Source organism: Telmatospirillum sp. J64-1, assembly GCF_006980715.1.
Lineage (GTDB): Bacteria > Pseudomonadota > Alphaproteobacteria > Rhodospirillales > Magnetospirillaceae > Oleiliquidispirillum > Oleiliquidispirillum nitrogeniifigens.
Window position 1 is genome coordinate 39,026 of the sequence record NZ_SBHN01000026.1, and the last position, 12,939, is coordinate 51,964.

Here is a 12,939-nt window from a genome sequence, read left to right on the forward strand (position 1 = left end):
ATCGCGCATCCTCCGCATCAGGCGCCGCCGTTGGGGACTGATCCTCTGCACAATGCTGCTAATCCTGATATCCGTCATCAGCATCTTTGTCGGCACCCGATCAATCCCGCCGCGCGTCACGCTGGAGGCTCTTACCGCCTTCGACCCCGCCAGCAGCGAACATCTGCTCGTTCGCCATCTACGTGTGCCGCGCGCCTTGCTGGGTATCGTGGTCGGCTGTGCGCTGGGCGTGGCCGGAGCGATCATGCAGGCGCTGACGCGCAACCCGCTCGCCGATCCCGGCATTCTCGGTGTCAATGCGGGGGCCACCTTGGCCATCGTGGTGGCAATCGCCTTTTTCGGCATCATCGACGTAACCGGATATATGTGGTTCGGCTTGGTCGGCGCAGCCCTGGCGGGTGCCGGAGTCTATCTGCTGGGCGGCATCCGACACGGCCTCAATCCGGTGCGGCTGGTATTGGCGGGATCTGCCCTCAGCGTCGTGCTGCTGGCACTGACACAGATCATCACCGTCAACAGCGACGAACAGGTCTTCGACCAGTTCCGCCACTGGGTCGTGGGATCCTTGCAGGGACGGGGGACCGATGTCCTGCTGCCGGCCGCCCTGCTCTCCGCACTGGCGCTGGCGGCATCCTTCGGGCTGGCCCGGATGCTCGATACCGTCGCCCTTGGGCATGACACCGGCAAGGCCCTGGGCGCCAGTCCCCGGACGGTATGGATCTTCTCGGCCCTGATCGTCATCATCCTGTCCGGAACCGCGACCGCTGCGGCCGGGCCGATCAGCTTCGTCGGCCTGACGGCACCCCATGTCGCCCGCTTCGTCGTTGGCCCCGATCATCGCTGGCTGCTGCCGTTCTCGATGCTGTTTTCGGCATTGATGGTCGTCGGAGCCGATGTCCTGGGACGCTTCGCCGGCCATCCGGGCGAGGTAGCCGTCGGCATCATGGTTGCCCTGATCGGCGGGCCGTTCTTCATCCTCCTGGTACGGCGCTGGCGGATGGTGCGTCTATGAAGGAAAACGCCATCGCCCTTCCTGTACGGGTTTGGCGCCTGGGCCGCTGGTCCCTGCTCTACTCGCCGCGCGCCCTCACCGTCTGCACGGTCCTGGTCCTTCTCATCCTGCTGTCGGCCTTCCTGACGCTGACCCTCGGCAAGATGGATATACGCCTCGCTCACGTCTTCGCCGCTCTGCTGGGCAAGGGGGAAGGCGGGCTGCGCGACCACATCATTCTCAACATTCGGCTGCCGCGGGTGATGGCGGCATTTTTTGTCGGGGCGGCCCTGGGCGTTTCCGGTGCCGTTTTCCAATCCATTTCGCGCAACGCCTTGGGCTCGCCGGACGTCATCGGCTTCACTACCGGTGCGGCGACAGGCGCACTCGCCCAGATCATGCTGTTCGACCCGGGGGCGATGCAGGTTGCCCTGGCTGCAGTAATGGGCGGCGTACTTACGGCGGTGATGGTCTATGTCCTTGCACGTCATGGCGGCGTGGTCGGCAGTTACCGGCTCATTCTCACCGGCATCGGCGTGGGGGCGGTACTCAGTGCCCTGAACGGGCTGATGCTGGTGCGCGGCAACCTGGACAACGCAGTTATGGCCAATCTCTGGCTTGCCGGTTCCCTACACGCGCGGACCTGGGCGCATGTGGTACCGGTGATCTTCGGCGTCCTCCTACTGGTACCGGTGATCGCCATCGGCGCATCGGCCCTCAGGATGATCGAGATGGGTGACGATATCGCCAGCCAATTGGGAATTCATGTCGAGCGGGTTCGCCTCTCCATGATCTTCGCCGCCGTCGTCCTGGCGGCTTTGGCCGTCGGTGCCGCCGGACCTATCGCCTTCATCGCCCTTGCCGCCCCGCAACTGGCCCTCCGCCTGTGCCGCGGCACTGGTCTACCGGTCCTCTCTGCCGGGCTGATGGGCGGCTTCCTGTTGCTCGCTGCCGATCTGCTGACCCAGTCGCTGCCCCTGCCGGTCAGCGTTCCCATCGGACGCATGACCGGGATCGTCGGCGGCCTCTATCTCGTCTGGCTGTTGACCCGATCCCGGCAATTCTGAGAACTCGGCTATTCCTTCCTCGTCTCTAATCAGGAAACAGAATTCCGCCCCCAAACGTTATTGCGAATGATGGCTTTGACATCGAAGGAAGTGACCTGCCCCGCGCCCCGAAACTCACTGCCGCCATGGGGGGCTGCGTGGATGTTCGCCGAGAATTTTGATCTCAGCGGCAACGTCACCTATACCGGCGCCTACTATTCGGCCGTGGACAACGACCCTCGCGGCAAGCTCAAGGCGCATTGGCTGGCAAACGCCCAACTGGGCTATGATTTCGGTTCCGGCCGCGCCGCCGTATTCGTCGAGAACCTGTTCGACTCGGACGACCGGCTGCTGGTGTTCAATAACGACGAAACACCCCCCCTTCTCCAGCGTCCGCGCATATTCGGCGCATCTCTGGAATTGCGGTTCTAACTCCTCTTCCGATCACACAAGGAGGCCGGCCGAGGCTGCAGACCTTTCGTACCGAAGGCCTGCAGCCTCTGATGCTCGCCGAATAACGGGAGACCAAGAAGGTGGGAACTTCGGACAGGATGGCGGCAGTCGGTCCGCAACCGGCCTTGAAACCAAGCGAGCATGAAGAGCGCTCATGGCTCCGACCGAGCCGTTCGCCCGAGTCTTGGGCAAGGCTGGAGACGGCGATCGAAACGATGTTGCACCACGTGCCGCATCTCAATATGCGCTACCGCTCCGACCATTACGACACGTCACAAGTCGAAGCCATCCGGAAAACCACCAGCGCGACGTTGGCCCGCTTCGTCACCGCCGACGCCACATCGCCGTTGGCAGCGCTGCGGCCATCAATCTTCTGAGGAAAAGGGCAGCATGGCAGAACTCGGCATGTTCGGCCCCTCCAAATCCCGCTCCAACGCCCGGGCGCCCTGCCGCCTCTTGGCAGAGAGGTTGCGCCTTGGCTATGGGCAGCGCGTCATCTGCGAGAATCTTTCCGTCAGCGTCCCCGACGCCCGGTTTACCGCAATCGTCGGCCCCAATGGCTGTGGCAAATCCACTCTGCTGCGCAGCCTGTGCCGGCTCATGCAGCCGCTGGCCGAACAGGTTTATCTGGATGGAAAGGACATCCACCGCGTGCCCACGCGCCAGCTTGCCCAGCAGATGGGCCTCCTGCCGCAGAGTTCCCAAGCCCCCTCCGGCATCACCGTTATCGATCTGGTAGCCCGGGGACGCTATCCACATCAGGGGCTGTCTCGCCAGTGGAGCGAGGAGGACGCCAAGGCCGTGGAGCAGGCCATGACCGCAACCGGCGTCGCGGAACTGGCCGAGTGCCAGGTCGATCAGCTTTCGGGCGGCCAGCGACAGCGGGTATGGGTAGCGATGGTGCTGGCACAGCAGACGCCGCTGCTATTGCTCGACGAACCAACGACTTTCCTGGACATCGCCCATCAGATCGACCTGCTGGAGCTGTTCCGCAACCTCAACCGCACTGCCAACCACACGCTTATCGCCGTCTTGCACGACCTCAATCAGGCCTGCCGCTACGCAGATCACCTGATCGTCATGGCAAATGGAAACATCGTCGCCGAAGGCGATCCAGCGAAACTGATGACGGAGGAATTGGTCTCGGAGGTTTTCGGACTGGACAGTGTGATCATCGAAGATCCCGTGAGCCATACGCCTCTGATGATCCCACGTGGCCGTTCCTCGCGAGCGCAGCTCTCCCTGGAAGATCGCCAGATCCCGGAAAGTCAGCCCCTGGAGAAAGAACGGCATGCGGATCGCTGACCCTATCGGCAACGGCAGCCGAGACGAGATGACTGCCGCTGGACCAGACAAAATGCGATCTCCGGTACCGTAACTGCCGCCCAAGGACTCGGCACCGTCCTCGGCCCTTTATTTGGGACGATTATCTATGCCGTCGATGTCTCGGCGCCCTATGTTCTGATCGCGCTGCTATTAGCGGCACTCGCTGCGTGGGGTGGGAAGCAGGCTACCTGAGCAACCGGCCGATGCGATGGCTTTTGTATCGTTATCCTGTAAAGCCGCCCTCACGATGTGATACCGACTCCATCCAATCCATGCTGCCCGTCGCCGGTTTATACTCCGCTCCAAACACACCGGTATATCCAAGGCGCTGGAGCTCGGGCAGGAGCCAAGCGTAATCGACCTCGCCATGGTCTGGTTCGGCACGATCGGGCGCCGAGGCGAACTGGACATGTCCGATCAGGTCCTTGTGGCGCAGGAAGGTGCCGATCAACTCGCCGCCCAGGCGCTGCTGGTGGTAGCAATCGAACATGATCTTCAGATTGGGCGCCCCGACCGTTTCGATGACGGCGCGGGCCGTCTCGATGGAATTCAGGAAATAGTCCGGGGCGTCATGAGGGTTCAGCGGCTCGATCAGGATGCCGATGCCATGCGCGCCCGCCAGTTCGGCGGCGAAGCGCAGGTTGGCGACGAAGGTCGCCGTTTCGGCCCCATGCCCCTTCCTGCCGGCCATGACATGGACATTGGCCGCGCCGATCGCCGCCGCATACTCGACGGCCCGGCGGATGACGGAGCGGGCTTCCTCCTCACGGCCGGACAAGGCGGCAAGCCCGTTCTCGCCGCGCGTCAGATCGCCCCGCAAGGTATTGATGCCGACCATCGGCAGACCGGTAGCATCGAGCGCCGCCTTGATCTCCACCGGATCGAAATCATAGGGCCAATGGCATTCCACGGCGGAAAAGCCCGCCGCCTTGGCTGCGAGAATGGCCTCGGGCAGCGGCCGGTCGGTAAAGAGAAAGCCTAGATTGGCAGAAAATCTTATCATGAGTCCCACTCCACCCCAAAATGGGTCACCAGATCCCTGACCTGCCCGGGCGTCAACACCTTCGGATTCATGCCGCGCGTCAGCAGAGTAAGGCGCGCCGTCTCCTCCAGTTCCTCCATTGCATTGGCCGCTTCGTCAAGCGTTTCTCCGGCGACGACAGGGCCATGATGAGCCAGAAGGACGGCCGACCTGACCCCCCCCAATTGCCGCACGGCCTCGCCCATCGCGGGGTCACCGGGGCGGAAATAGGGCAGCAGGGCGACCCGTCCCAAACGCATGACCGAATAGGGCGTCAAGGGCGGCAACACGCAATCCGGATCCGTCTCCGGCAGAAGCGAGAGGGCGACCGAATGGGTCGAATGCAGATGCACCACGGCACCGGCCTTGGCGCCGCGCGTTTCATAAAAGGCGGTGTGGAGGGACAGCTCTTTCGTGGGGCGGTCCCCCGACAGCAAGCGCCCATCCCGATCGATATGGGACAGCCGCGCCGGATCGAGACTGCCCATCGAACTGCCAGTCGGGGTGACGAGGAAGGTTCCGTCATCGAGCCGCATCGAAATATTCCCGGAACTCCCGTTGGTCAGCCCCCGCGAGAATATCGAGGCCGCCAAGAGGCAGATTTTCTCCCTTGCCTTCGCGCTCATTCCGCATGCTCCTTTTCGGCCATCGTCCCACCCAAGACCAAGGCGGCTTTCTCGAAGAAGTTCAGGCCGCCAAAATTTCCGGATTTAAGGGCAAGAACAAGATTTTCGCCGACCACGCTCACCGCCGGCACGCCCGGATCGATTTCGGGACCGATGTGGAAGGCCTTGGCACCGAGAACGGACACCACCGCGCCGGAGGTTTCTCCGCCCGCGGTGACGATCTTCTCGACGCCTCGATCGCGCAGGCGCTGCGACACGCGGGCGAATAGATTTTCGATCGATTCGGCCACACGGGCCTTGCCATGACTGTCCTGCGCCCGCCTGATCACCTCGGGATCGGCCGAGGAATAGATCAGCGGCACACGGCCCTCCGCCGCCTGCGCCACGGCCCAATCGGCAAGTGCATCCGCATCGAGGCCGGCCATGACGTCATCTGCCGCAACGCTTCTTGCCGGATGTCTCTCGGCGTGATAGGCGACTTGCCTGCGGCTATTGACCGAGCACGAACCGCACAGCGCCACGACCGGTCCCTTCCGCCCGGCCCAGGACTGCTCGGGCACGGCTTCGGCCCCTTCCCGGGCGAAATTCTTCGGCAGGCCGAGGGCGATTCCAGATCCTCCGCTCAGAAGAAGCTCGCGGGCCATCGCCCGCCCGATCGCTTCCAGATCCTCGTCCGAAACGGCATCCAGAACGATATAACGGGCCCCCTTCTGCGCCTGTTCATCCAAGGCGGCCTCGATGGCACGGGCGCCTTTGGCGATTTCACGATACAGCACATGACCGACAGGCTCTTTCGTCTGAAGCCCCAGCCAGCGGCGGATATCGGGATCCGTCATCGGCGTCAGCGGATGGGATTCCATCCCCGATTCGTTCAACAGCCGGTCATTGACGAAGAGATGCCCGTTGTAGACGGTCCTGCCCGTCGCGGGAAAGGCCGGGCAGACAATGGCGCGGCTTGCCTTCAGCTCTCGTGCCAGCGCGTCGAGCACCGGGCCGATATTGCCCTCGGGCGTCGAATCGAAGGTCGAGCAATATTTGAAGAGATATTGCCGGCAGCCCTGCGCCATCAGCCAGCGCAACGCCGCCAGGCTTTCCGCCACCGCCTGTTCCACCGGCGCGGTTCGTGTCTTCAGCGCGACGACGCCCGCCTCGATATCCGCCTCTGCCGGGGCATCGGGAATACCGTTGAACTGGACTGTGCGCATGCCGCCCTTGGCCAGGGTATTGGCAAGATCCGACGAGCCGGTGAAATCGTCGCCGATACAACCGATAATCATGACATGCCTTTCATAAGGGCTGTGGGCCGGAACCGGCCCTGCTTAGCCTTGGAGCGTCTTGATGATGATGTCCAACTGGCCATCGACCATTTCCGGCCCGGTCTGGGTCCGCAGCCCACGCGCCTTCGCGGCTTGCACCCAAGGGGTCTCTGCGGGATAGGGAACGATGTCGGTAACAATGGCCTCTGGACCGAGCCGGTCGAGCGGATAGGGCATGCTGGTATCGCCGGACATGCCGGCGGGGCTTGCATTGCACAGCAACTCGTACCGGAAGTCTTGCGGTGGTGCGGCAAGGACCTCCAGCCCCGGAAAAGCCTCCGACAATTTGTCCGCAAGTTTCCTCTGCCGTTCGGCATCCAGCTCGACGATCACCAGGCGGGCGATCCCCGCCTGCGCAAGCGCGTAGGCGATCGCCGCCCCGGCACCACCCGCCCCGACAAGCAGGACATCCTTGCCGCGCGGCGAGATCCCATTCCGCCGCAACGCCTCCAGATATCCCTGCCCGTCGCTGATGCTGCCCGAAAGCGATCCATCTGCCTCGCGCTTGAGGATATTGCAGGCTTCCAGGAAGGCGGACTGGACCGAGACCGTGCTGGCGGCGGCGAAGGCCCGTTGCTTGTAGGGATAGGTGATAATGCACCCCACGCAATTCTCCATCGCGCGCAGCATGGCGAAGAACGCATCCAATCCGGTCTCGAGCAGGTCCACGGGAACGTTGACAACATCCACCCCCTGCTCGGCCATACGCCGATTGAAGACTTCGGGCGTGCGCGCCTGCCGGATCGGATGGCCGAGCATGAAGCAGACTTTTGAACTTGCAGTAACGGATTGCATGGCGTTCAGCTTTCAGTCTTGGCGGCAGTGCGCCGCGAGAGCCGCCCCCACAGGGCGCCGATTCCCTTCCGCAGGAAAGGAATCTGGGACAGGAGCAGAAGGACGATGATCGCCGCCACCACCGCCGAAATCGGGCGGGTGAAGAAGGCGGTCCAGTCGCCATCCGCCAGCACGAAGGAACGACGCAGATTACGATCCAGCAGCTCGCCCAGCACGATCCCGAGCACGAGCGGCGCCATGGGATAGTTCAGGAGACGCAGGAAGTAGCCGATCACGCCGAAGGCCACGACAACCCAGATATCGAAGAGACGCGACTGGATCGCATAGGGCCCGATCACGCACAGCACGGCGATGATCGGCATCAGATAGACGTCCTTGGCGCGCAGGATCAGCACCATGGCGCGGGTCAGGCTGAGCCCCAGGATCAGGATCCCGAAGGTCGCGATGACCAGCATCGCGATGACGTCGTAGATAAGCTGCGGCGAGGTCACCATGAGCAAGGGACCCGGCTGCGCGCCATGGATGATCAGCGCGGCCATCAGCACCGCGGCCACTCCGGAGCCCGGAATGCCAAGCGTCAAGACCGGAATCATCGCACCGGGAACCGAGGCGTTGTTGCCGGTTTCCGCCGCGACAAGCCCGTCCAACGACCCTTTGCCGAATTCTTCCGGCGTCTTGGAGAAACGCTTGGCGACGGCATAGGACGACCAAGCGCCGACATCTTCCCCGACGCCGGGCAGCAGGCCCGTGAATGTGCCGAGAATGCCCGAGCGCAGCACCGTCCAGCGGTAGCGCAGGAATTCCCTGAACCTCGGCAGCGTGCGGCCGGAATTGTCGACGACCGCCTCCTTGGCCTTGCGGCGCATCACATGCAGAACCTCCGCGAAGCCGAACGCCCCCACCATGGCCGGCAGCAGCATGATGCCGCCGGAGAGTTCGGTGATTCCGAAGGTGAAGCGTTCGACGCCGAAGGTCGTCTCGCGCCCGATCGTGGAAACGAGAAGGCCGAGAATACCGGCGATCCACCCCTTGACCGGGTCGGTCCCGCTCAGATTGCCCGAGATCAGAACCCCGAACAACGCGAGCCAGAAGAATTCGAAGGCCCCGAAGGAAAGAGCGAATTCCCCCAGCGGCGGCGTGATCAGCGCCAGCAGGAACAGGCCGATCAGAGTTCCGACCGCCGATCCCATGGTGGCCATCCCCATCGCCTGTCCGGCCATGCCGCGCCGCGCCAGGACATTGCCGTCCAGCGCGGTCGCCGCGCTGGACGGCGTCCCCGGGATGTTCAACAGGATCGCCGTACGGCTGCCGCCGTAAATGGCGAGGACATAAGTACAGACCAGAACCAGGATCGCATTGGTCGGCGACAGATGAATGGTCATCGTCGTCAGCAACGCCAGTCCCATGGTCGCCGTCAGTCCCGGAAGCGCGCCGATGATCAGCCCTCCCAGACAAGCGGCTGCCGCGAGAGCGAGCGATTCCCAGTTCAGGAGCGATGCAAAGGCTGCAGCCAGCATGGAAAATGGATCAGTCATGACACACCGCTACGGGAGACGGACGAGGAAGACTTCCTGGAAGACGAAGGAGACGACGGCAGCGGTTAACGCGCCCGTCAGCATTGCCTTGACCAGGAGAACAGACACGGCCCTCGGACGAAAATCTTTGACGCCGAAGGTGACGATGAACGTGCTGACGAAAAGGAAGGTCGCAAGCCAGAACGGCATCCGCCCTACAAGCACGAGCGCATAGACAGACATCAGGCCCAGCGCGACCAGCGCCCGGACTCCGGAAGCCTCCATCCTCAGCTCCGGCATTTCGGGGACATGTCCCTTCAAGCTCCGAACGACAAGCACGACGCCGAAAAAAGCCAGGGCAAGGCCCAGCATGAAGGGAACGAAGCCCGGTGCGGTAAAGAACGTCGCCCCCAGATGCTCGCGGCGGTCCATCTGCAATGACAGAATCGCGAAGATTCCGCCGAGTATTATCCATCCGCCCCCGCTTAGGGCGTCCAGCATATGATTACGCGGCTCTTTCATGCGCCTTCTCCCGTCGACACACAGAATTACGCGGCGGGCACTCCAGGCACCCGCCGCGACTCACGGCCTATTCCAGACGCTGGATTCCCAGCGTATCGGGAGAAATCGTGGCAACGCCGTTATCAAACATCCGCCAGGCAGTCTCGCGCACCGCCTCCTGCGCCATCTTCTGGGCTTCCTCGCCATAGACCGGCGTGAAGATGGAACCATTCTCGGCGGCGTAATTCTTCAGCGTCTCGGAATTGGCGATCTCGTTCGCCCAGACGCTTTCCATCCGCGCGACCACCTCGTCAGGCGTGCCCTTGGGAAGGAAGATGCCGACCTGGATGGTGAGGCCGGGCGCACGGAAATCGGGATAGGTTTCGGTGATCGGCGGGATCACGCCATAGCCCTTGATCACCAGCGGCGCATCAGCAAGCACGGCCAGCGGACGGACGCGCTTTCCCTTGATCATGGCCGCCTGGCCAGGCCCCGACTGCGTCGTCGCCTGCACCTCGCCGGAGACGACCGCGACCATGGTCGGCGCATCGCCATCATAAGACACCGCCTGGAAATCGCCTTCCACATGCTGGGCGAAAGCCTGCATCGCGGAATAGGCGGTCGACGGAATGCCGGACGTGCCGACAGTCAGCTTGCCGGGATTGGCCTTCATGAAGTCCACCAGGCTTTCGACCGTATCGAATTGCGAATTCTGGCCGACGGTAAGCACCGGGGCGTTCCGCACGATCAAGAAGATATGCCAGTCCTCGATGGCCGTATCGAGCAGGCCCTGCACCCCATAGGTTCCCAGATCCTGCACGCCCCCGGAAGCCCAGGTATAGCCATCGGCCGGAGCATCCATGACGCTCTTGGTCCCCACGGTACCGGTCGCCCCCGTCTGGTTGACGACCACCACGGGCGTGCCGAGCGCCTTGGAGACTTCGCCGGAAAGCACGCGCATGATGGCATCGGTCGCACCACCCGCCGCCCAGGGCACGACAATATTGACCGGCCTTTCAGGCTGCCATTCCTGTGCGCTTGCGACGGATGCCGGACCAAAAGCGGCGAGAGCCGCAGCAGCCAAGCCCCAAATGACTTTCCTCATTGTGTTTCCTCCAGTGAACATATTGATCTTGGCGATCGGCACTTTCTGCAGCTGCTCGACCACATGTAACCGGATACATTCCTCCAGATGGCGAGCCATTAAGTCAAGAGAAACATGGAATTTTCCTGGCTTTTGGTGATATCCAGCACGCAATGATTGCCATACCGAATAAGCGGTTACATAAAGGTTTTATCCAAAGCCATCAGGGAGGCTCAGCGCCGAGGCGCCGGCCCCGAGGATTGCCTCACGACGAGTTCGGAAGGAAGCTCCACCCCCCCGACCGATGCCCCTCCCGACACCATTTCGACAATCACCTTTCCCGCGATGCGCCCGATCTCGTCACTCGCCACCCTGACGGTGGTGATCGAAATCGGAAGTTCCCGCATGATCTCGATATCGTCATAGCCGACGATCGACATTTCCTCCGGCACCTTGATGCCCATGGCCTGACTTTCGAGCACCGCACCGATGGCCAGCATCGAGTTTCCGCAGATGACGGCGGTCGGCCAGGGCTTCGCATCCAGGATCCGCCGAAAGAGCTGCCTGCCCTCCTCGATACTCCACTGCCCTTCGGTGGAATGGGCCGGTGTAATCGCCAAGCCATGTTCGGCAAGCGCCGAGAACACGCCCTCGCGCCGAGCCTGGGCACGGTCATTGTTCTTGGTCGACTGGGCGATCAGGGCGAATTTCCGGTGCCCGAGCGAGATCAGATACTCGGTCATCCGGAAAAGTGCCTGATGATTGTCCGGCCCGATGCAGGGCACGCTCGACCCCGCCTCGAAAACGAAGGTGTTCACATAGGGAACCTTCTGCTGGTCCAGGAATGTCTGCAGCAGATAGGGCCGCGTCTTGCCGACCAACACCAAGCCGTCCACGCCACGCTCGACAAGCTTCACGACCTGCTGGTGCTCCAGCTCCTCCGAATAGCGCGAGCGCGCAAGAAGCAGCGTATGGTTCCGCTGGGTCAGTTCGTCCTGCAAGGCGTCGATCGCCCGGGCGAAATCACCCTGGGCGAGGGCCGGGAAAACAGCCCCGATCGCACCGGTCCGCTTTGTCGCAAGGGCGCGGGCAGCTCCGCTGGGAACCCAGCCGAGTTGCTTGATCACCATTTCGATGCGCGTCCGCAGTTCCGGCGAAACGACATCGGGATTATTGATGACGCGCGAGACCGTGGCTGTGGAGACCCCGGCAATCGCAGCCACCTGGCGCAATCCGATGGTTTGGCCGTTGCCTCGCCCACCAACCGCCCGCTTTCCGCCCACTGGCGGTGCGCCGCGCGAATCATCGGCGGGAGCTTTCCCCACGTTCTACCCCTCTACGACTGAACTTTCCTCGGCCGGGCCGGCTTGTTCCGCCGGCCCGGCAATATTCTCAACGCACTATGCGATACTTGCCGCTCTCAAACAACTCGCTGGCGCTGCACGCCCAGCCCGCTGACGCTGAGTTCCATGACGTCACCCTTGCGCAGATAACGTTCCGGCTTCATCCCCAGCCCCACGCCCGGCGGCGTGCCCGTGGTCACGATATCGCCAGCTTCGAGCACCATGAAGCGGCTCAGATAGGAGACCAGATGGGCGACGGGGAAAATCATGTTGGCGGTGGTGCTGTTCTGCAGCCGCTCGCCGTTGACGTCGAGCCACAGGGTGAGAGACTGCGGATCGGGCACTTCGTCGCGCGTCACGAGATAGGGGCCGATCGGACCGAAGGTCGGCGAGCATTTGCCCTTGACCCACTGTCCGCCCATTTCCAACTGGAACCGCCGCTCGGAAACGTCGTTGCAGATGAAATACCCCGCGACATGGTCCAGCGCTTCGCTTTCCGAGACCTCATAGGTGCGCTTGCCGATCAGGAAGGCCAGTTCGACTTCCCAGTCGGTGTGCTCGGATCCTTTGGGCAGCACCACATCGTCATTGGGGCCGACGATGCAGGACGCCGCCTTGTTGAAAATGATCGGCTCTTCCGGGATCGGCGCATTGGTTTCCACGGCGTGATCGACATAGTTAAGGCCGATCGCGATGAAATTCTTGACGCCGCCGACGCAGGGGCCGAGACGAGGCTGTCCCTCGACCCGCGGCAGGCTCGCGAGGTCCACACCCGACAGGGTCTCGAACAGACCGGCCTCGAAGGCCGGACCGGTGATGTCGGAAACCACGCCCGACAGATCGCGGATGGCACCATCGGCATCCAGGATGCCGGGACGCTCCTCACCTTGCTTCCCAAACCGAACCAGTTTCATTTCATTCTC

General features: G+C 62.8%; 14 protein-coding genes. 5 read left to right on the forward strand and 9 right to left on the reverse strand.

The window, feature by feature from the left end; all coding sequences use genetic code 11:
* Nucleotides 1-52: 52 nt before the first annotated feature.
* The 5 genes from EPD66_RS20460 to EPD66_RS20480 all read left to right on the forward strand — a co-directional run bounded on the left by EPD66_RS20460 (nucleotide 53) and on the right by EPD66_RS20480 (nucleotide 3,795).
* Nucleotides 53-1,012, forward strand: a complete 960-nt coding sequence (locus EPD66_RS20460; protein ID WP_221931061.1) for an iron ABC transporter permease — start codon at nucleotides 53-55, stop codon at nucleotides 1,010-1,012.
* Complete coding sequence (locus EPD66_RS20465) at nucleotides 1,009-2,058, forward strand: iron chelate uptake ABC transporter family permease subunit (protein WP_142850394.1); 1,050 nt, start codon at nucleotides 1,009-1,011, stop codon at nucleotides 2,056-2,058. The genes EPD66_RS20460 and EPD66_RS20465 overlap by 4 nt, the downstream gene beginning before the upstream one ends.
* A 141-nt stretch (nucleotides 2,059-2,199) precedes the next feature.
* Nucleotides 2,200-2,469, forward strand: a complete 270-nt coding sequence (locus EPD66_RS20470; protein WP_185961537.1) for a TonB-dependent receptor — start codon at nucleotides 2,200-2,202, stop codon at nucleotides 2,467-2,469.
* Nucleotides 2,470-2,588: 119 nt separating this feature from the next.
* Nucleotides 2,589-2,867: a hypothetical protein gene (locus EPD66_RS20475; RefSeq protein WP_142850396.1), complete on the forward strand. Its 279-nt coding sequence runs from the start codon at nucleotides 2,589-2,591 to the stop codon at nucleotides 2,865-2,867.
* 13 nt (nucleotides 2,868-2,880) lie between these two features.
* The gene (locus tag EPD66_RS20480) at nucleotides 2,881-3,795 is read left to right on the forward strand and encodes an ABC transporter ATP-binding protein (protein WP_221931062.1); all 915 of its coding nucleotides are present in this window, start codon (nucleotides 2,881-2,883) and stop codon (nucleotides 3,793-3,795) included.
* A 244-nt stretch (nucleotides 3,796-4,039) separates the two neighbouring features.
* Here the strand turns inward: EPD66_RS20480 and EPD66_RS20485 are convergent, their stop codons facing one another.
* From EPD66_RS20485 to EPD66_RS20525, 9 genes are all read right to left on the reverse strand, one after another.
* Complete coding sequence (locus EPD66_RS20485) at nucleotides 4,040-4,819, reverse strand: hydroxypyruvate isomerase family protein (protein ID WP_142850397.1); 780 nt, start codon at nucleotides 4,817-4,819, stop codon at nucleotides 4,040-4,042.
* Complete coding sequence (locus EPD66_RS20490) at nucleotides 4,816-5,463, reverse strand: aldolase (protein WP_142850398.1); 648 nt, start codon at nucleotides 5,461-5,463, stop codon at nucleotides 4,816-4,818. Before EPD66_RS20490 ends, EPD66_RS20485 begins: the two co-directional genes overlap by 4 nt.
* Nucleotides 5,460-6,740 (reverse strand): 3-oxo-tetronate kinase, encoded by a 1,281-nt coding sequence (otnK, locus tag EPD66_RS20495; protein WP_142850399.1) that lies wholly within the window; start codon nucleotides 6,738-6,740, stop codon nucleotides 5,460-5,462. The genes EPD66_RS20490 and otnK overlap by 4 nt, the downstream gene beginning before the upstream one ends.
* A 42-nt stretch (nucleotides 6,741-6,782) precedes the next feature.
* Entirely contained in the window at nucleotides 6,783-7,538 is a 756-nt protein-coding gene (locus EPD66_RS20500; RefSeq protein WP_185961538.1) for a shikimate dehydrogenase, read from the reverse strand.
* Nucleotides 7,539-7,579: 41 nt separating this feature from the next.
* On the reverse strand, nucleotides 7,580-9,109 hold the full coding sequence (locus tag EPD66_RS20505) for a tripartite tricarboxylate transporter permease (RefSeq protein ID WP_142850401.1): 1,530 nt from the start codon (nucleotides 9,107-9,109) through the stop codon (nucleotides 7,580-7,582).
* Nucleotides 9,110-9,118: 9 nt separating this feature from the next.
* Nucleotides 9,119-9,610, reverse strand: coding sequence for a tripartite tricarboxylate transporter TctB family protein (locus EPD66_RS20510; protein WP_142850402.1), 492 nt, complete (start codon nucleotides 9,608-9,610; stop codon nucleotides 9,119-9,121).
* 67 nt (nucleotides 9,611-9,677) lie between these two features.
* Nucleotides 9,678-10,694 carry a tripartite tricarboxylate transporter substrate binding protein gene (locus EPD66_RS20515; RefSeq protein ID WP_185961539.1) on the reverse strand — a complete coding sequence of 339 codons (1,017 nt, stop codon included), beginning with the start codon at nucleotides 10,692-10,694 and terminating at the stop codon, nucleotides 9,678-9,680.
* Nucleotides 10,695-10,906: 212 nt separating this feature from the next.
* A complete protein-coding gene (locus EPD66_RS20520) occupies nucleotides 10,907-11,998 on the reverse strand; it encodes a LacI family DNA-binding transcriptional regulator (protein ID WP_221931063.1) in 1,092 nt (363 codons plus the stop codon).
* A 95-nt stretch (nucleotides 11,999-12,093) separates the two neighbouring features.
* Nucleotides 12,094-12,930 (reverse strand): fumarylacetoacetate hydrolase family protein, encoded by an 837-nt coding sequence (locus tag EPD66_RS20525; protein ID WP_142850404.1) that lies wholly within the window; start codon nucleotides 12,928-12,930, stop codon nucleotides 12,094-12,096.
* Nucleotides 12,931-12,939: the final 9 nt, after the last annotated feature.